At 61.8% G+C, this 18,834-nt stretch carries 18 protein-coding genes; 11 read left to right on the forward strand and 7 right to left on the reverse strand.

Annotated features, from left to right (window positions below; genetic code table 11):
- Positions 1–27 precede the first annotated feature (27 nt).
- Positions 28–711, forward strand: coding sequence for a DOPA 4,5-dioxygenase family protein (locus tag AC07VL_RS08365; RefSeq protein WP_494805425.1), 684 nt, complete (start codon positions 28–30; stop codon positions 709–711).
- Between the two features lie 65 nt (positions 712–776).
- Here the strand turns inward: AC07VL_RS08365 and AC07VL_RS08370 are convergent, their stop codons facing one another.
- The 4 genes from AC07VL_RS08370 to AC07VL_RS08385 all read right to left on the reverse strand — a co-directional run bounded on the left by AC07VL_RS08370 (position 777) and on the right by AC07VL_RS08385 (position 4,702).
- Positions 777–1,997: a polyhydroxyalkanoate depolymerase gene (locus AC07VL_RS08370; RefSeq protein WP_494805426.1), complete on the reverse strand. Its 1,221-nt coding sequence runs from the start codon at positions 1,995–1,997 to the stop codon at positions 777–779.
- 280 nt (positions 1,998–2,277) lie between these two features.
- The gene (gene fdxA, locus AC07VL_RS08375; RefSeq protein ID WP_010395176.1) at positions 2,278–2,601 is read right to left on the reverse strand and encodes a ferredoxin FdxA; all 324 of its coding nucleotides are present in this window, start codon (positions 2,599–2,601) and stop codon (positions 2,278–2,280) included.
- Positions 2,602–2,921: 320 nt separating this feature from the next.
- Positions 2,922–3,209: a protealysin inhibitor emfourin gene (locus AC07VL_RS08380; RefSeq protein ID WP_494805427.1), complete on the reverse strand. Its 288-nt coding sequence runs from the start codon at positions 3,207–3,209 to the stop codon at positions 2,922–2,924.
- Between the two features lie 95 nt (positions 3,210–3,304).
- Positions 3,305–4,702 (reverse strand): hypothetical protein, encoded by a 1,398-nt coding sequence (locus tag AC07VL_RS08385; RefSeq protein ID WP_494805428.1) that lies wholly within the window; start codon positions 4,700–4,702, stop codon positions 3,305–3,307.
- 198 nt (positions 4,703–4,900) lie between these two features.
- On the opposite strand from AC07VL_RS08385, the gene AC07VL_RS08390 reads away from it, so the two are divergent.
- From AC07VL_RS08390 to proX, 4 genes are all read left to right on the forward strand, one after another.
- The gene (locus tag AC07VL_RS08390; protein ID WP_290605759.1) at positions 4,901–5,185 is read left to right on the forward strand and encodes a polyhydroxyalkanoic acid system family protein; all 285 of its coding nucleotides are present in this window, start codon (positions 4,901–4,903) and stop codon (positions 5,183–5,185) included.
- Between the two features lie 594 nt (positions 5,186–5,779).
- Positions 5,780–7,012, forward strand: coding sequence for a glycine betaine/L-proline ABC transporter ATP-binding protein ProV (gene proV / locus AC07VL_RS08395; protein ID WP_494805429.1), 1,233 nt, complete (start codon positions 5,780–5,782; stop codon positions 7,010–7,012).
- Positions 7,009–8,109 carry a glycine betaine/L-proline ABC transporter permease ProW gene (gene proW / locus AC07VL_RS08400; protein WP_494805430.1) on the forward strand — a complete coding sequence of 367 codons (1,101 nt, stop codon included), beginning with the start codon at positions 7,009–7,011 and terminating at the stop codon, positions 8,107–8,109. The genes proV and proW overlap by 4 nt, the downstream gene beginning before the upstream one ends.
- Positions 8,110–8,121: 12 nt before the next feature.
- The gene (gene proX / locus AC07VL_RS08405; RefSeq protein ID WP_494805431.1) at positions 8,122–9,174 is read left to right on the forward strand and encodes a glycine betaine/L-proline ABC transporter substrate-binding protein ProX; all 1,053 of its coding nucleotides are present in this window, start codon (positions 8,122–8,124) and stop codon (positions 9,172–9,174) included.
- Between the two features lie 92 nt (positions 9,175–9,266).
- On the opposite strand, the gene AC07VL_RS08410 is transcribed toward proX, so the two are convergent.
- The 3 genes from AC07VL_RS08410 to AC07VL_RS08420 form a co-directional block, all read right to left on the reverse strand.
- The gene (locus AC07VL_RS08410) at positions 9,267–9,728 is read right to left on the reverse strand and encodes a GNAT family N-acetyltransferase (protein ID WP_494805432.1); all 462 of its coding nucleotides are present in this window, start codon (positions 9,726–9,728) and stop codon (positions 9,267–9,269) included.
- Positions 9,729–9,775: 47 nt separating this feature from the next.
- On the reverse strand, positions 9,776–10,030 hold the full coding sequence (locus AC07VL_RS08415; RefSeq protein ID WP_034782468.1) for an acyl-CoA-binding protein: 255 nt from the start codon (positions 10,028–10,030) through the stop codon (positions 9,776–9,778).
- Between the two features lie 196 nt (positions 10,031–10,226).
- Positions 10,227–10,583: an FKBP-type peptidyl-prolyl cis-trans isomerase gene (locus tag AC07VL_RS08420; RefSeq protein WP_290605772.1), complete on the reverse strand. Its 357-nt coding sequence runs from the start codon at positions 10,581–10,583 to the stop codon at positions 10,227–10,229.
- Between the two features lie 197 nt (positions 10,584–10,780).
- On the opposite strand from AC07VL_RS08420, the gene AC07VL_RS08425 reads away from it, so the two are divergent.
- The 6 genes from AC07VL_RS08425 to AC07VL_RS08450 all read left to right on the forward strand — a co-directional run bounded on the left by AC07VL_RS08425 (position 10,781) and on the right by AC07VL_RS08450 (position 18,780).
- Positions 10,781–11,752, forward strand: a complete 972-nt coding sequence (locus AC07VL_RS08425; protein WP_494805433.1) for a YVTN family beta-propeller repeat protein — start codon at positions 10,781–10,783, stop codon at positions 11,750–11,752.
- An 11-nt stretch (positions 11,753–11,763) separates the two neighbouring features.
- Complete coding sequence (locus AC07VL_RS08430; RefSeq protein ID WP_494805434.1) at positions 11,764–12,600, forward strand: polysaccharide deacetylase family protein; 837 nt, start codon at positions 11,764–11,766, stop codon at positions 12,598–12,600.
- Positions 12,597–13,637 (forward strand): sterol desaturase family protein, encoded by a 1,041-nt coding sequence (locus tag AC07VL_RS08435; RefSeq protein ID WP_494805435.1) that lies wholly within the window; start codon positions 12,597–12,599, stop codon positions 13,635–13,637. The genes AC07VL_RS08430 and AC07VL_RS08435 overlap by 4 nt, the downstream gene beginning before the upstream one ends.
- The gene (locus AC07VL_RS08440) at positions 13,637–14,464 is read left to right on the forward strand and encodes an EI24 domain-containing protein (protein ID WP_494805436.1); all 828 of its coding nucleotides are present in this window, start codon (positions 13,637–13,639) and stop codon (positions 14,462–14,464) included. Before AC07VL_RS08435 ends, AC07VL_RS08440 begins: the two co-directional genes overlap by 1 nt.
- A 31-nt stretch (positions 14,465–14,495) precedes the next feature.
- Positions 14,496–15,281 carry a competence/damage-inducible protein A gene (locus AC07VL_RS08445; RefSeq protein WP_494805437.1) on the forward strand — a complete coding sequence of 262 codons (786 nt, stop codon included), beginning with the start codon at positions 14,496–14,498 and terminating at the stop codon, positions 15,279–15,281.
- Between the two features lie 382 nt (positions 15,282–15,663).
- Positions 15,664–18,780 (forward strand): transglycosylase domain-containing protein, encoded by a 3,117-nt coding sequence (locus AC07VL_RS08450; protein WP_494805438.1) that lies wholly within the window; start codon positions 15,664–15,666, stop codon positions 18,778–18,780.
- The last annotated feature ends 54 nt before the right edge of the window (positions 18,781–18,834 follow it).

Here is an 18,834-nt window from a genome sequence, read left to right on the forward strand (position 1 = left end):
CCTATCATCAAGTACAGGAAATTCTATATGTCTGAGCAAAATCAACACGCGGCCATCGACCTGGAATGGGCCAATCTCCTTTCGCCGCAGCGCCGCACGGTCTTGCGCGGCGGCGGCCTCGTGGCCGCGCTGGCCGCTTCCGGCCTGGCCGGGACGGCCCTGGCGCAGGATGGCGCCGTCAAGCGGGTGAAGCCGGCGCCCGGCAAGAGCCCGTGGGGCGAGCACACGGACACGGCGCCCACGCCGCGCCCCGCCAGCGTGCGACCCGGCGAGGAAACCTTGCCGTCGAAGCCGCGCGCCTACACGGATATCGAGAGTTATCACGCGCACATTTATTTCGATGAAGATAATTATCAGAAGGCGGCGCTGATACGCAAGTGGGCGGCCGAGCGTTTCAAGATCGAACTGGGAGACTGGAATCTGGAGCCGCGCGGTCCGCACGTGACGCCGTCATTCTATTTTGGCTTCACCAATGATCTACTACCCGTCATCGTGCCGTGGCTGCAGTTGAACAGCCTGGGCCTGACGATATTGATCCACCCGAATACGGAAGATCCCCGCGCCGATCACCTGTATTACGCACTGTGGGTGAACCGCTCGCAGCCCGTGAATGGCTATGCGATGAAGAAGCCGGGGCCGGGCGAGCCGAGGGTGGAGCAGATCTTTGTCAATACGCGGCCGACGGTGAAAATCGAAACGTCGCGCGCATGAGCCGAGTATAAAAAAACGCCACGCCAGGGTGAGCTGGCGTGGCGTTCTGGCTGAAATACGGCTGATCAGCCGTGTTTCTGGATGAATTCGCCGATTTTCGGGCAAATGATTTCACGCCAGCGGCGGCCGGAAAAGATACCGTAGTGGCCACATTTCGGCGCTACGAAGTCTTGCTGCATGTCGGCGGGAATGCCTGAACACAAGTCATGCGCCGCCTGCGTCTGGCCGGCACCGGAAATGTCGTCCAGTTCGCCTTCCACCGTGAACAGGGCCACGTTCGTGATGTCCTGCGGACGCACCAGCTGGCCGCCGACTTTCCACGTGCCCTTCGGCAGGCTGAATTCCTGAAAGACGGTCTTGATGGTTTCCAGGTAGTACTCGGCCGGCATGTCCAGCACGGCGTTGTACTCGTTGTAGAACTGGCGGTGGCCTTCCGCCGGCTCGTCGTCGCCCGTCACCAGGTGCATGTAGAACTCGCGGTGGCTTTGCGCGTGGCGGCCCGGGTTCATGGCGATGAAGCCGGCGTGCTGCAGGAAGCCCGGATAGACCTTGCGGCCAAAGCCCGGGTAGTTCGGCGGCACGGCGTAGATCACGGTGTTTTCAAACCACGAGAATTTCTTTTCCGTCGCCAGGTTGTTCACTTGCGTGGGTGAGCGGCGCGGGTCGATCGGGCCGCCCATCATGGTCATGGTTTTCGGCATGTGCGGGTCTTTGGCCGTCGCCATCAGCGAAATGGCGGCCAGCACGGGCACGGTGGGTTGACAGACGGAAATGACGTGCAGGTCGGGCGCCAGCAGGCGGATGAATTCCTGCACATAATAAATATAGTCGTCCAGGTGGAACGGGCCTTCCGTCAGCGGTACCATGCGCGCGTCCGTCCAGTCGGTGATGTAGACATCGTGCTCGGCCAGCAAGCCGCGCACGGTATCGCGCAGCAGGGTCGAGTGGTGACCGGACAGGGGGGCAACCAGCAAAACTTTGGGCTGTTGCAAGCCAGTGGCTTCTTTTTTGAAGTGAATCAGGCGGCAAAACGGTTTTGTCACGACAACGTGTTCGAGGATGTCGACGCTCTCGCCTTTGACGAGAACGGATTTGATGTCGAATTGTGGTTTTTCGTAGTCTTTGCCAAGGCGGTACATCAACTCGTAGCCGGCTGCGATGCGTTGTGAAAACGGGGTGTGGGCCAGTGGAGAAACCGGGTTGGTAAATAACTTGGAGGACATGTCTGCCCATTGCATCACTGGAGTGAGGAAGGAGCGTTGCAGTTCGTGCAGTTGGTAAAGCATATAGAGTCCTTGTTTAATTCCAAGCGCCAATATCGGCTCAAATATCATAATCCAATTTTACGATGTTTGTTGAGGACAAAATGTGCTTTACCGCGCATAGATCCACAGTTTGCGCAACAGTGTGGATTCACGCCACAGTGGCGTAGACAGACCTGCAAACATGCTTTAAAAGTAAAAAAGCAGCGTTTCCGCTGCTTTTTTAGTGTTTCATCGACCATAGGGCCGGATCGAAGACCGGGGCGTGCCCCGGGCATGCGGCCTGGCTGGGTCAGCCAGGCGTTTAGCGCACCAGCATGTCGAGCTTGTCCTTGACGTCCTTGTATTGCTCGGCTTCCGGCAAGGCCGCTTTCGTCTTGGTGATCGATGGCCAGTTACGGGCCAGATCGACGTTGATCTTGATGAAGGCTTGCTGGTCGCCCGGCACGTCTTCTTCCGCGAAAATCGCGTTCACCGGGCACTCTGCCACGCAGACTGCGCAGTCAATACATTCGTCCGGGTCGATTGCCAGGAAGTTCGGGCCTTCCCGGAAACAATCTACCGGGCAGACATCGACGCAGTCGGTATAGCGACAGGCGATGCAGGATTCGGTGACAACGTGGGTCATAACAGTCCTATCAATTTGGGGGGAGGTGCTGTAGCGCCTGCAGGAACGGCGGCGGCGCATACTAAAGCAAAGCATTGTATTTTAAGGCAATTCGCTATTTCTCACAAATCCCGCTTATATACAATACATATAAGCAAATTCATTTTTTGGCGGCGCCCTTGCTGCCCGGAGCGGGCCGTTCGGCGACTATCCGGGACGTTGCCATGGAGAACGCGGCAAGAACGCAACACTCGCCTGCCGCGGGCTGGCGCAGCAATGGGGCGGCAGGGTCGTGCCGTGTGGTGTTTTTGCTTTATTCAAATCAAGACCTGCCCTGAAAATCAGGCGCTGGCGCGGATTTGTGCCACCAGTTGTTGCCAACGCGCGTTTTCAGCGCTGCCATCCTCGGCAAAGGTGAGGGTGCGGCGCGTGGTAGGGGCGTCGACCGTGATGCGCCATTGGGGGATGTCGGCACCCACTTGCCCGCCCATGGCATGGTTTTCCGTGAAAAAGCCGCTGCTGGCGAGGGCCGCTTCCAGGCGGGGACCGGCCGGATGGGTTCGCGTATCGATTTCATAATGTTCGCTCAGGCCGGCAAAGCCGCCGCTGCTGTGCGCTGAAATTTTCATGGTGCTCCCTGCTGTGGATGGTGTCGTGGCCGCCGCAGCCGGACCGGCTGCGCCCTAGTGCGGGGCGCGGCCAGTGTTGCGCAGCGGTACTCGCCCTAATGGGGGCCGTAACTGCGGCACCAGGCCGCCAGCGCTGCGCGCTCCGCCTCGAGCAACTGATCCGATTCGCTGTATTCCGCGTGGTTCATGGTACCGCAGCAGGCACGCCTGTCCTGCACGGCGCCTTCTTCGTCGACAACGTCGGCGGCAAATGCCAGCTGGTCCGCCGTCGTCATGGCCGTGGCCTTGAGGACTTCGCGCACGGTAAAGCTGTTGCGGATGAAGTCCAGGTAGGCGGTATTGCCGTCGGCCTGGGCGATCCTCAGCATCTGGCCGGCGACGTCGGCATAGGTGGCTGCCTGGTCGGGGGCGGCCACGAGGGAGCGCAGGACGAGGCTGCGCAGGTAGTCGCCGCAGCGGTGCAGCACGGCCGCGTCATCTTCCAGCTGGGGCCGGCGCTCGTGGGCGAAGATGTCGGCCAGGATGTCGTAGATGGCCCCCGTAAAGACTTGCGAGATGGCATGCACTTCCGTGCCCGCCTCGGACAGCTTGATGTCGTTGTCGGCATTGCGCAAGCCATTGGGGCGGCCCAGGGCCAGGCCGAACTGCTCGGCCAGGTCGGACAGGAAGGTCTTGTCGTGCAGGTCGGACTTCGTTTGGGCGATGACGGCCTCCACCTGGTCCAGCTGCGACAGCGCCAGGAAAATGGCCGTCAGGTCGCCAAACGATTCATGCAAGCCGCCCGTCTGCGGCGGATTGTTGCTGAGCAGCCAACTCGGCTTCAAGCCATCGAGCACGGCATGGCCGGTTTCGTGCGAGACGATGTCGAGCGAGCGGCAGGTGTAGACGCGCTCGCTGGCGCCGTTGGGGATGAAGTCGCCGAACTTGAGGGCCTTGTCGCTGCGGCTGTAATAGGCATTCATGACATTGGGCAAGCCGTGCGGAAAGACGCTCAGGGGCGTCGTGTTGCTGGCGCTATTCCATTGCCAGGGCAGGGGCGGTGCCGTGTCGTTGGTGGCCAGCGCGCGCTGGTACATGGTGAGCGTCATGCGCACGACGGCAAAGCAGTGCACGGCATCGAACTGGTCGGTATTGGGCGAGACGATGAAGTCGCCGAAGGCATTCGGGCTCACCTGGGCGATGCCCGGTTCGCCAAACGTGATGCGCGCGTCGCGCGGGCCTTGCAGGATCAGCCCGGGCAGGAAGGCCTTGCGCGTGCCCAGTTCGGTGACGGACGGGTCCTGCTTCCAGATCAGCACGCGCGAACCGACAGGCACGGCTTCGAGCTTGCGGGTAACGGCGTCGAGCAGGCGGGGTGGCCCCGGCTGCAAGGTCAGCTGCGCATTCTTGCGGTGCTGCCGGTACGGCGCCGAGGGGGTGGGAACATAGCCGACTGGCAAGGATATGCCATTGGTCAGCACGGCTTCGACTGGCACGATGACTTTCTGCTCCATGGTAGCTCTCCAAGAACGCGCAACTGGAACTGAAATAGTCGGCCTGCTTCGCTACCTCCGGTTTGATCTTGCGCAAACGACGCGCGGGAAGATGCGCGGTTTTCTGCCCGTCCCCCGCCGGCAGCCGTCCTGCCTGCCGCGGGGCGGCTGGTATGATGCTGACCGTATTGCCCCCGTTTTTAATAAAAGGATCGTTTGATGGCGGATATAAATATAGTTCAGCAACATAAGCTGACAGCGGTAAAGGCGCGTGAAGCGGCGCAGCAAGTGGCCGACAAGCTGGCCCAGGAATATGACCTGGCCTGCGCCTGGGATGGCGACGTGCTGCGTTTCGAGCGCAGCGGCGTCGATGGTTCGCTGACCCTTGAAAAAGAGCAGGCGCAACTGCAAATCAAGCTGGGATTCCTGCTCAGCGCCTTTGCCCCGACGATCGAAGGCAAGATCGCGGAAAAGATGCGCAAGGTGTTTACCGAGCCGGCGTGAGGTTCCCCCTGCGGCTTGCCTGCCACCCCGTTTTGGTGGTAGGGATGGCGCCGCAGCGGCAGGCGAAAAGACGCTGGAAACAGCAGTCTTTTCGCCGCCATATCCCCTTGTTTGGGCGCCGACTGTACGCCAACGCACATTGCTAGCACATTTCTATTTGGAAAGCCATTGGACTTTTGTGTCTTTTTGCGTTATACTTGAGTCATATTTACAACAGCTACACCGCGTTTCACCTTCTGCTTCGCAGTACTCCCACTCGCTGAGTGGTGAATAATTCTTTGGGTTTTACACCCGCATCCGGTTAAAAAAGTAGGTTGATCGTTTTTTCGGTCAAATACATTTGGTGCCATGTATTTGCATGGCGCTAGCGTCGTTAAAAGTCCTGAACCACAGCCTCTTTTAGCACGCACACGGCACCCCGGCATCGGCTTTGGCCATCCGCTGGTCACACGCGTGTCACCCCCTGTTTCCTGTCGCTCCCGTGCGCTGTTCGCGCCGTGGCGTAGCCGACGCAACAGGGTTTGCTGATTCCCGCCGCAAGCTCGCAGCTTGCTGGGTTTCATTCCATTCGTCCAATCGAGGGAGAACCACATCGTGGCAAAACAAATCATTATCGACCATGTGTTCAAAGTGTTCGGCGACAAGCCAGAAGAAGCACTTGAGCTCGTCCATCAAGGCGCCAGCAAGCAGGATATCCTGGCCCAGACCGACTGCACCATCGGCGTCTTCGACGCCACCTTTACCATTGAAGCGGGCGAAATCTTCGTCATCATGGGCTTGTCCGGTTCCGGCAAGTCGACCCTGGTGCGCATGCTGAACCGCCTGATCGAGCCGACCGCCGGCCGCATCCTGATCGACGGCAACGACATCAATACCTTGCCGGACGCCCAGCTGCGCGCCCTGCGCCGCAAGGACATCAGCATGGTGTTCCAGTCCTTCGCGCTGCTGCCGCAAATTACCGTGCTCGACAACACTGCCTTCGGCATGGAACTGGCCGGCATGCCCAAGGCCGAGCGCCATGCGCTGGCCCAGCAAGCGCTGGAGCAGGTGGGCCTGGACGGCTACGGCGCCAGCTATCCCGACGAATTGTCGGGCGGCATGCAGCAGCGCGTGGGCCTGGCCCGTGCGCTGGCGTGCGATCCATCGATCCTGCTGATGGATGAAGCGTTTTCCGCGCTCGATCCGATTATCCGTACGGAAATGCAATCGGAACTGCTGCGTTTGCAGCAAATCAAGCGCCGCACCATCGTCTTCATTTCGCATGACCTCGACGAAGCCATGCGCATCGGTGACCGCGTCGCCATCATGAAAGACGGCCACGTGGTGCAAGTGGGCACGCCGGAAGAAATCCTGCGTAAACCCGCCAACGATTACGTGCGCAATTTCGTGCGCGGCGTTGATGCGGCGGCCGTCTTCAAGGCCAGCGACATCGCCCGCAAGAGCCAGATCGTCGTGTCGGAGTCGCCCAGCCGCGGCTCGCGCGCCGCGCTGTCGATGCTGGAAGAGCAGGACCGCGCGTATGCCTACGTCGTCAATCCGCAGCGCAAGTTCCTCGGCGTCGTCTCGGCCGATTCGCTGCGCAATGCGCTCGACGGCCATGTCGGACCGCTGGGCCTGGCGCATGCCTACCTGCCCGACGTGCAGACCATTAATGCAGACGAGCCCGTGGCCGGCCTGTTCGGCCAAGTGGCGCAGCTGCCTTACGCCGTCCCGGTGGTGGCAAATGACGGCAGCTTCCGCGGCGCCATCAGCAAGACGACCTTGCTGAAGTTCCTCGACCGCGACACGCCAGCCATTGCCGAACAACAACAGAAAGGACAAGCATGAACCCAAGTACCGTTTCCACAGTAGAACCTGTTGTTGAACAGGCCGCCCAGATCAACCCCTGGGCGCTGACGCCGCCGGGCGACACCTCCTGGCTGGACGCGGCCGGACCGGCCGTGCAGCCGGAACACGCCGCGTCCGGTTTTCATCTGACGCAGATCTTCGACGGTTCGCTGCCGCTGGAAAGCTGGATCAACCAGGGCCTGGGCTGGGTCGTGGCGCATTTCCGCCCCTTCTTCCAGGCCGTGCGCGCGCCCATCGACAGTACCCTGAACGGCGTGGAAGGCGTGCTGCTGGCAGCGCCGTCGCTGACGGTGATCGCCATCATCGGCTTGCTGGCATGGCAATTTACCAGCCGCACGCTGGCCATCGGCACCGTGCTGGCGCTGCTGGTGGTGTCCATGCTGGGCATCTGGCCGGAAGCCATGACGACCCTGTCGCTGGTGCTGACGTCGCTGGCCTTCTGCCTGGCCATCGGCTTGCCGCTGGGAATCTTCCTTGCCAGCAGCGACCGCGCGCAGAATATCCTGCGTCCCTTGCTGGACGCCATGCAGACGACGCCCGCCTTCGTCTACCTGGTGCCGGTGGTGATGCTGTTTGGTATCGGCAATGCGCCGGGCGTGATCGTGACGATCATCTTTGCCCTGCCGCCGCTGGTGCGCCTGACCAACCTGGGCATCCGCCAGGTGCGTCCGGACCTGATCGAAGCGGCCCGCGCCTATGGCGCCTCGCCGTGGCAGTTGCTGACCCGCGTGCAGTTCCCGCTGGCCATGCCGTCCATCATGGCCGGCATCAACCAGTCGCTGATGCTGTCGCTGTCGATGGTCGTGATCGCCTCGATGATCGCCGTGGGCGGCCTCGGCCAGATGGTCTTGCGCGGCATCGGCCGCCTGGACATGGGCCTGGCTACCGTGGGCGGCCTGGGCATCGTGCTGCTGGCCATCACCCTGGACCGTTTGACGCAAGCCATGGGCCAGCCGCGCCGCGGCGTGCGCCACTGGTACCAGACGGGTCCTGCTGGCTGCGTGCTGCGCCTGGTGCGCGGCAATACGGAAAAAAATAATGCGCAACAGCAAGCAACGCTGGCCAGCGCACAATAAGAAAGGATTTACATGCATCAAATTGACAATTTTAAAGTGACGCAAAAATCGCAACGCAAGTTCCAGCTGTTTTCCGCCCTGGCGCTCGCTGCCCTGGCCCTGACCACCAGCCTGGCCATGGCGCAGACGCCGGCCGCCGATGCGCTGCCCGGCAAGGGCATCAAGGTGCAGGCGCTGCAAAGCTCGATCGCGGAAGAAACCTTCCAGACCATGCTGGTCGACAAGGCCCTGGAACAGCTCGGCTACGAAGTGCAGCCGATCAAGGAAGTGGAGTATCCGACGGCGCATATCGCCATCGCCAACGGCGACGCCACCTTCATGGCCGTGCACTGGGACCCCATGCACAAGGATTTCTATAACAATGCGGGCGGCGACGCCAAGCTGCTGCGCACGGGCCAGTATGCGGGGCCTGCCGCACAGGGTTATCTGATCGACAAGGCCACGGCGGAAAAGTACAACATCACGAATATCGACCAGTTGCGCGATCCCACCCTGGCCAAGCTGTTCGACCACGATGGCGATGGCAAGGCCGACCTGACGGGATGCAACCCCGGCTGGGGCTGCGAAGCGTTGATCGAAAACCACATGGATGCGTATAAGCTGCGCGAGACGGTGACGCACGTGCAGGGCAGCTATGCGGCCCTGATCGCCGACACCCTGGGCCGCTACAAGCGTGGCGAACCGATCCTGTACTACACGTGGACGCCGTACTGGGTCAGCGGCGTGTTGGTACCGGGCAAGGATGTGATCTGGCTCAAGGTGCCGTTCTCGGCCAATCCGGACAAGGTCAATACGCGCCTCGACGATGGCAGCGATTACGGCTTTGCCGTCAACACGGCGCGCATCGTTGCCAACAAGACGTGGGCGGAAAACAACCCGGCGGCGGCCAAGCTGTTCGAAGTGATGCAACTGCCCGTGGCCGACATCAATGCGCAGAACGAGCGCATGCGCCGCGGCGAAAATACGCAGGCGGACATCGCCCGCCACACGGCCGGCTGGATCAAGTTCCACCAGCAGACGTTCGACGGCTGGATCGCGCAGGCGCTGGCGGCGGCAAAAAAGTAAGTTTACGGCTGAAGCAGGCGTAAAAAAAGTGGTTACCGTTTTGGTAGCCACTTTTGCGTTAACGGCCTGTTTGCGTGGGTTTTGGTGATTTTTCAGCCGGTTTCGGCCAGTTTCAGGTGCAAAATGGGGAATGGCTGGCCAAACGGATCGCGTTCCGAGCGGGTTTCCATGATAAAGCCCAGGTGGCGGTAAAAGCCGTGCGCTTGCGTGTTGTGCTCGTTGACGTCGACGGCCGTGGCGCCCAGCGTATCGATGGCGTGCCGGAGCAGGGTGCGGCCGGCGCCGCTGCCGCGTTGATCGGGATGCACGAACAGCATCTCGATCTTGGCGTGCTCGACGCACAGGAAGGCGCAGGCGACGCCATCATCGGTACGCAGCACGTGCAGCAAGCCTTCGGCGGCCACTCTGGCCAGCTCGTCGCGCACGAAGGGCATCAGGAAGGCGATATCGCTGTCGGCGAGGAAATCGTGGGTGGCGCGCACGGACAGGTGCCAGACGTCGAACAGACGGGGCAGGTCGGCGGGGATGGCCAGGGAAATCGGTGATGATGTCATGCGGAAATTATACTGCCCCGGCAGGCGCCAGGGCAGGGGAGGGACGGTCAGTCCTTCAAGTCTTCGATCAGGTCGATGTATTGCTGCTGCGCCTCTTCCTTCGAGGTGCCGGCCAGGGCCGCCCACGCGTCGAACTTGGCGCGGTTGACGAAGTCGGTCATGCCGGGACGCTCGCCCGTGGCGTCGCCGCTCGAGGCTTGCTTGAACAAGGCGTAGATTTTCAACAAGGTCATATTGTCCGGACGCTCGGACAGGGTCTTGGAATCGAGCTGCGCTTGTTCGAATTGCTCTTGTAAACTCATGATGGCTCCTGTGTGCTGATGGAATCGCTGGAAAAGTGCGGCAGGCCCGGCGGAGTGGCCACCGTGCGTGCTGCAGTGCCTGACATCATAGTGAAAAAAGGGCGCGCTGCATTAGAGGACATACTCAAAACAAAGGCGCCGCCGCTGCGTGAACAGGGGCGGCGCCTGCTGCGGTCATGCGAACGCAGCCTGTGTCTTACACGCCCAGCAGTTCGACGTCGAAAATCAGCGTGGCGTTCGGTGGAATCACGCCGCCGGCGCCGCGCGTGCCGTAGCCCAGCGCTGCCGGGATGATCAGCTGGCGCTTGCCGCCCACTTTCATGCCTTGCACGCCTTCATCCCAGCCCTGGATGACGCGGCCTGCGCCCAGCGGGAATTCGAATGGATCGTTGCGGTCCTTGCTCGAATCAAATTTCGAACCGGCGCTGCCGTCGTCGTTTTGCAGCCAGCCCGTGTAATGCACGACAACATTGTTGCCAGCTTGCGCTTCAGCGCCTTCGCCAACAACGGTGTCGATGTATTGCAGGCCGGAAGCGGTGGTAGTGGTGGTCATGATTATCCTTGTGTAGGCGATGAAAGCTTCAGATTGTAGAGCAATGGCTTGCAAAGCGCCATTGCATGCCGCGTCCGCCCGAAAACCGGGAATTACCATGGCATGTCGCCATCGGTATCATTCAAGCGGGAATTAATTCAGGAAATACAGTGTTTCCACGTAAAATACATGTTTTGTATTTAACAGTGATTTCCTCCATGTTCCGCAGTCTACGCCGCTTTCTTTTTTCCTCGCTGTGCCTGGTTTCCGCAATGTCTACGGCGCAAGCCGAAGTGGTGGTGGTGCTCAATTCCCGTGATGCTACGGTGCAACTGCTGGACCAGAAAACCTATGCCCCCCTGTCCACCTTTGCCGTCGGCAAGGAGCCGCACCATCTGATGGAGACGCCGGACGGCAAGTCGCTGATCGTCGCCAGTTCCGTCGGCAATGAACTGATCTTCCTCGATCCCGTGTCGGGCCAGATCCAGCGCCGCATCAGCAATATCCTCGACCCCTACCAGATCGGCTTTTCGCCGGACCAGAAGTGGTTCATCTCGAATTCCCTGCGCCTGGACCGCATCGACCTGTACCGCTACGACGGCAAGAACCTGACCCTGGCCAAGCGCATCGCGCTGCCGAAACTGCCCAGCCACATGGCCTTCACGGCCGACAGCAGCATGGCTTTCATTACCCAGCAGGGCAGCAACCAGGTCAGCGCCATCGACCTGGCCACGCAAACGGTGAAGTGGACCATGCCCGTCGGCCCCGCGCCGGCCGGCATCACCATGACGCCCGATGGCAAGCATTTGCTGGTGGGCATCATGGGCAGCGATTACGTGGAAGTGATCGACTGGCGCACGCAAAAGACCGTCAAGCGCATCAAGGCGGGCGCCGGCACGCACAATTTCCGCGCGCTGGGTGACAAGCGCATGACGTTCGTGTCGAACCGCGTCTCGAACACCATCAACATCATCGACCAGCAAACCCTGGAAAACGTGGGCACCATCAATGTGCCCGGCGGCCCGGACTGCATGGAAATCACGCCCGATGGCAAGACCATGTGGGTGACCTTGCGCTGGATCAAGAAAGTGGCCGTGATCGACCTGACCACGCGCAAGGTGATCAAGACGATCCCCGTGGGCCGCTCGCCCCATGGCGTGTACTTCGCCACCCACTCGCCGCGCATGTGATGACGGGTGTGATGATGAAACGCCTCACTTTTGCGGGCCATGTGCCCGCCATGTTGGTGTGCGCCAGCGCCATGCTGCCGCCTGCGCACGCCGCCGCCCCTGTGGCCCCGGCCGCCCCAGTCGCCTCTTCCGCCCCGGCCGCTTGCAAGGGCACGATCTACCTGACCTTCGACACGGGCAGCCAGTCACAGGCGCAACTGATCGCCGACGTGCTCAACAAGCGCCATGTGAAGGCAACGTTCTTCCTGGCCAATGAAAAGACGACGCGCGGCGATTATTCGCTCGATCCGTCCTGGGCGCCGTACTGGAAGGCCCGGGTCGCCGAAGGCCATGCCTTTGGCACGCATACGTTTGACCACGTGTACTGGAAGAAGGATCTGGCCAACGGCTTGATCCAGGTCAAGCCACAGTTCGGCAAGGAGGGCGGCAAGCTGGCGTCGTTCACGGATCAGCAGTTCTGCGAGGAGTTGCGCCGCGTCGATACGCGCTTCGAGGAATTGACGGGCCGCAAGCTCGACCCGTTCTGGCGCGCGCCGGGTGGCTACACGTCGCCGCGCACCCTGGCGGCCGGCAGCGCCTGCGGCTACCAGCATGCGGGCTGGGCACCGGCTGGCTACTCCGGTGACGAGCTGCCCAGCGATAAGTATCCGAACGCCATGCTGCTGAAAAAAGCCCTGGCGAACCTGCGCAGCGGCGACATTTTCATTGCCCACATGGGCATCTGGTCGCGCAAGGATCCGTGGGCACCCGCCAACCTGGATGCCTTAATTTCCGGCTTGCAAGACAAGGGTTTCTGCTTTGCCACCCTGCGTGAGCATCCTGCCTACGCGAAGAAGGGGCAGCCATGATGGCCGCCGATATCAGCGCCATCGTCCAGCCCGCCCTTGACGCCGTCGTCGATGCCTTTGGCGTGGCGCAAGGCTGGTTGTTCCAGACCATCGTCAACCCGCTCGTGTATCACCTGGGCTTTGGCGAATTCACGGAAGAGGCGTTCGAGGGCACGGAATGGCTCTTGATCGGCCTGTGCGAACTGGTGCTGCTGTTTCTCGTGCTGCGCCCGCTCGAAGCCATGATCCCCGCGCAAAAGATCACGGACCCGCGCGCCCGCTGGAACGATTTTCTGTATACCGTGCTGCACCGCATCGGCCTGTTTTCCGTCCTCATCTTCTTCACGCTCGATCCGCTGATGGATGGTCTGGCCGGGGCCTTGCGTTTCGACAATATCCATCCATTGAACCTGGAATCGCTGTTGCCCGGCATCAGTCCCCTGCTCAGTTTTATCATTTATTTTGTGATACTGGACTTTGTCGACTATTGCTACCACCGGGCCTCGCACCATTTCGGCTGGTGGTGGGGCTTGCACAGCCTGCATCACAGCCAGCAGAACCTGAACCTGTGGAGCGACAACCGCAATCACTTGCTCGATGACTTCCTGCGCGACGTGGTGATGGCCCTGGTGGCGCTGGGCATCGGCGTGCCGCCGGGCCAGTACGTGCTGCTGGTGTCGGTGTCGCGCATCCTGCAGAGCCTGCAGCACGCGAATGTGAGGATACACTTCGGCCGCATCGGCGAGCGGCTGCTGATCTCGCCCCGTTTCCACCGCACGCACCATGCCATCGGCGTGGGGCATGAGTCGCAAGGCAAGGGCAGCATGGGCGGTTGCAATTTCGGCGTGGTCCTGCCGATTTGGGATATGCTGCTGGGCACCGCGAATTTCTCCGCGGGCTATGCGCGCACGGGCGTGCGCGACCAGCTGGCGCGCATCGACAGCGCCGGCGTCGGCCGGCCGGGACGCAACTATGGCAGCGGCTTCTGGCAGCAGCAATGGCTGGGCCTGCGCCGCATGGTGGAATTTGCAAGATTGAAACGAAAAGGACGCCGTTGATGCGTAATGTGTTGAATTCGTATGGCCGCGCCTTGCTGTCGCAATTGCACGGCAAGATATTGCTGCTGAGCGCAGTGCCGTTCATCCTGTCGGTGGTGCTGTGGGGCGCCCTGCTGTATGTGGGCCTGCAGCCCCTGATCGACAGCCTGCACGCGCTGTTTACGCAATATGACTTCTTCCGCACCAGCGGCCAGGTGCTGGCCACCTTCGGCCTGGGCGTGCTGAAAGCCGTCATCGTGCCCCTGATCGCCATGTTCATGCTGCTGCCGCTGATGATACTCACGGCCCTGATCTTCATGGGCCTGTTCGCCATGCCGGCCATCGCGCGCCACGTGGGCGGACGGCATTTCCCGTGGCTGGAAAAAAAGCATGGCGGCAGCCTGCTCGGCAGCGTCGGCACCTCGCTGGCCACCTTTTTGCTGTTCATCGTCGCCTGGGTCATCCTGCTGCCCCTGTATGCCTTCCCGCCTGCCGCCCTGGTGGCGCAGGCGATTCTCTGGGGCTGGCTGACGTACCGGGTCATGGCCTACGATGCCATGGCCGACTACGCCAGCGTGGACGAGCGCCACGCCATCATGCGCGAGCAGCGCTGGCCCCTGCTGGCCATCGGCATGGTCTCGGGCGCGGCCGGCGCCGTGCCGGGCCTGCTGTGGATGGGCGGCGTGATGTCCGTCGTCTTCTTCCCCTTCCTGGCCGCGTTCGCCATCTGGCTGTATGTGCTGATCTTTATCTTTACGGGCCTGTGGTTCCAGTATTACTGCCTGGAAGCCCTGGCGCGCCTGCGGGGCCAGCGCGGCATGAAGGACGTGGCGCCGGCGGACGCCTGACCATTTTTATCGAATTCTACGAGGAAGCTTCATGGCTATCGGATTGATCATCATCGGCGACGAAATCCTGTCGGGCAAGCGCACGGACCAGCATTTCCCGAAAGTGGTGCAAATGCTCAAGCAGCGCGGTTTGCAGCTGAGCTGGGCGGAATACGTGGGCGACGAACCGGCCCGCCTGGTGGCCCTGCTCAAGCGCAGCTTTGCCAGCGGCGACATCGTCTTCAGCTTTGGCGGCATCGGCGCCACGCCGGACGACCATACGCGCCAGGCGGCGGCCGATGCGCTGGGCTTGCCGCTGGTGCTGCATCCGCAGGGCAAGGCAAACATCCAGCAGCGCATCACGGAAATGGGCGAAGAAGCGGGCGTGCCGGCCGACTTGAATTCGCCGGAAAACCTGCATCGCCTGAAAATGGCGGAATTCGTCCAGGGCGCGGAGCTGATTCCGAATCCGTACAACAAGATTGCCGGCTTTGCCGTACGCGAACATTATTTCGTGCCGGGCTTTCCCGTCATGTCCTGGCCCATGATCGAATGGGTGCTGGACACGCATTACAGCCATTTGTTCAACCAGGTGCCGCATGCGGAACATGCGCTGCTCGTATATGAAACGGCCGAGTCCCTGCTGACGCCGCTGATGGTGCGCCTGGAAGCGGAGTTTCCGCAAATCAAGGTATTCAGCCTGCCCAGCGTGGGCGATGCGCAGACGCGCCGGCATATCGAACTGGGCGTCAAGGGCGATCCCAAGCAGGCGGCGGCCGCCTTCGCGGACATGTGCGCCACGCTCGATACCCTGCAGGCGGAATACACTCCCATCTGAGCTGTTGCCAGCCCGGCGCCGGCGGCTTTTCCGCCGGCGTCCAGCCCGCCTTGCTCCTATGTTCGCGAGCGTACAGTCCAAGTCGTTGTTTTTTTGCGAAAATCTTCAATGAAGCAAGATTTTTGTGTGCGCTCGTCAGTCGTTTTCATGCCGATGTGGTGGAATGGTGAACAGGGGCCTGGCGTGTCGGACACGGGGCTGCCTGCCTGTGCAGTAGAGCGTTTTTTTGATTCACCGGTCTGGACATCATGTTAAGCAATCTTCGTTGTTACCGGCCTTGCCGCCCCTTGGCCGTGATCTTGCCTGGCGCCGATCGTGCTGTGACGTGGCATGGCCACCGCATTGTTCGCGCCGTCCAAACCCAACCTTACCCCAGCATCCCATGAAAGACACAGGCGTCAATCTGGCCGCGCAAGAGCGGCCCCCAGAAGATCCCGCTCCCGCGGCACCGCCGCCGGCGAGTCCGCCGCGGAAGCGCCGCTCGCGCGTCTGGCCCATCTTTGCCATCATCGTGCTGGCGCTGGTCGCCGGCGTGGCGTGGTTCGTCATGCGCGAAGTGCGCACCTCGGCCCTGCAGGCGGAATTTTTCACGCGCATCGACCGCCAGCTGACGTTCAAGGTCGAGCCCGGTCCTGCGCCAGCCGATGCCATCCGCTACCCGCAGCATGGCCCCTACGACGAGCGCCTGGGCTACGCCAGCCTGCCGGACTTCATCACCAAGCTGAATGCGCGCGACTATGCCGTCACGGCGCAGGCGCGCATGTCGCCGAAGATGGTGCAACTGGTCGACCGGGGCATCTTTGCCACCTATCACGAGAAAAACCGCGCCGGCCTGTCCATCCTCGACTGCCGCGCCGCTCCCCTGTTTGCCGCCAGTTATCCCGAGCGCATGTTCGACGGCTTTGCCGAGGCGCCGCCGGCCCTCGTGCAAAGCCTGCTGTTCATCGAAAACCGCGAATTGCTCGATCCGGGCACGCCCATGCGCAATCCCGCCGTGGAATGGGACCGCCTGAGCAAGGCTATCCTCGACAAGGCCCTGAACCTGTTCGGCGGCCATCGGGGCGGCGGCGGCAGCACCCTGGCCACGCAGATCGAAAAGTACCGCCACTCGGAAGATGGTCGCACCAGCTCCATGAAGGACAAGCTGCTGCAGATGATCTCGGCCAGCCTGCGCTCGTACCAGGATGGCGAAAACACCATGGAAGCGCGGCGCAAGATCGTCGTCAACTATTTGAATACCGTGCCACTGTCGGCAAAGAGCGGTTTTGGCGAGGTCAACGGCATCGGCGACGGCATGTGGGTCTGGTATGGCCGCCCATTTGCCGAAGTGAAAACCTTGCTCAAGGGACATATGGACCAGCCGGGCAGTGCGCTGGCCTACAAGCAGGCGCTGAGCCTGCTGATCGCGCAGCGCCGTCCCTCGCATTACCTGGTGGCGGGCGGTGCCGACCTGGAAGCGTTGACGAACAGCCATCTGCGCCTGCTGGCGCAGGCGGGCGTGATTTCGCCGCAGCTGCGCGATGCCGCCATCGCCGAGAAGCTGCGTCCGTCGACGGCCTCGGGCGTGCAGTCGGAAGCGTCGACGTCGTTTGTCACGCGCAAGGCCTCGAATGCCGTGCGCAACCACCTGGCCAGCATGCTGGGCGACCCGCGCCTGTACAACCTGGACCGCCTGGACCTGAAAGTGGTCAGCACGCTGGACGCGCAGGCGCAAAATGCCGTCACCAAGGTCTTGCGCGAACTGCGCGACCCGGAAGTGGCGAAAGCGGCCGGCCTGACGGGCAAGGGCATGCTAGGCAATGGCGACCCCGCCAACGTCGTCTACAGCTTTACTTTGCTGCAAAAAGGCGAGCAAGCCAATCTGCTGCGCGTGCAGACGGACAATTACGACCAGCCGCTGGACATCAACGAAGGCGCCAAGCTGGACCTCGGTTCCACGGCCAAGCTGCGCACCCTGGTGACTTACCTGGACATCATCGACCAGTTGCACCAGCGCTATGGCGGCATGAGCGCTGCCGAGCTGGGCAAGGTGGCCGTCGATCCCAAGGACATGCTGTCGCAGTGGGCGATTGCTTATTTGAAACCTTTGCCGCTGGGCGAGGCGCGCAACCTGCCCGCCATGCTGGCCGCCGCCATGGAACGCAAGTATTCGGGCAGTCCGGCGGAAGGGTTTTTCACGGGCGGCGGTCTGCATCATTTCGGCAACTTCTCCAAGCTCGACGACAGCCGCATCATGACGGTGCAGCAAGCCTTGCGCCAGTCGACCAACCTGGTGTTCGTGCGCCTGATGCGCGACGTGGCCCGCTATTACATGTTCTCGCGCCCCGATTCGTCAGCCTCGCTGCTGGCCGATGCGGACGATCCGCGCCGCGCCCAGTACCTGAGCCGGTTTGCCGACAAGGAAGGGCGCGAATTCCTGCACCGCTTCTACCAGAAGTACCGCGGCAAGAGTACCGATGAGCAGGAAAAGATCCTGCTGGCCAGCATCCGCCCGACGCCCGTGCGCCTGGCGAACATCTTCCGCACCATCAATCCGAAAGGCACGCTGGAAGAGTTTGGCGATTTCCTCAACGCCAACCTGCCGTCGCAGAACGAAGTGCCGCCCGAGCGCGTCGCCAAGATGTACCAGCAGTATGCGATGGAAAACTGGTCCCTGGCCGACCGCGGATATCTGGCCAATGTGCATCCGCTGGAACTGTGGATGGTGGCGTACCTGCGCCAGCACGAAGGCTCGACCCTGTCGCAGATGGTGGCGGCCAGCGAGAAGGAACGCCAGGAAGTGTACAAATGGCTGTTCAATACGCACCGCAAGCATGCGCAGGACCGCCGCATCGCCAACTTGCTGGAAGTGGAAGGTTTCCTGGAAATCCACCGCCAGTGGAAGAAGATGGGCTACCCGTTCGACTCGCTGGTGCCGTCGTATGCGACGACCCTGGGCGCGTCGGCCGACCGTCCCGCCGCGCTGGCCGAGTTGATGGGCATCATCATCAACGATGGCGTGCGCAAGCCGAGCGTGCGCATCGATTCCATGCATTTCGCCGCCAATACGCCATACGACACCATGGTCAAGCGGGGCACGAAGGTGGAGGCGGAGCAAGTCCTGTCGCCGGACGTGGCGAAAGCCGTGGCCAAGGCCATCCGCGAAGTGGTGTCGGACGGCACGGCGAAGCGGGCGAAGACGGCCTTTATCGGCGCCGACGGCGTGCCCATCCCGATGGGCGGCAAGACGGGGACGGGCGACCAGCGCTTCGACGTGTATGGCGCCGGCGGCCGCCTGATCGAGTCGCGCTACGTGAACCGGTCGGCCACGTTTGTGTTCAATATCGGCGAGCGCTTCTATGGCAGCATGACGGCGTACGTGCGGGGGCCGGAATCGAAGAACTACGATTTCACCAGCGCCTTGCCCGTGCAATTGCTCGTGTCGCTGGCGCCGAGCCTGATGCCGCTGATCGAGCCGCCCGCGCCAGCCGAGGGCGCGGCCAGGCAGTGCACGAATTAGCATGGCGCAGACGCTGAAAGCCGGCCCTCGCGGGCCGGTTTTTTTTGCGCAGGA

It is taken from the genome of Janthinobacterium sp. GW821-FHT03C08, assembly GCF_059420905.1.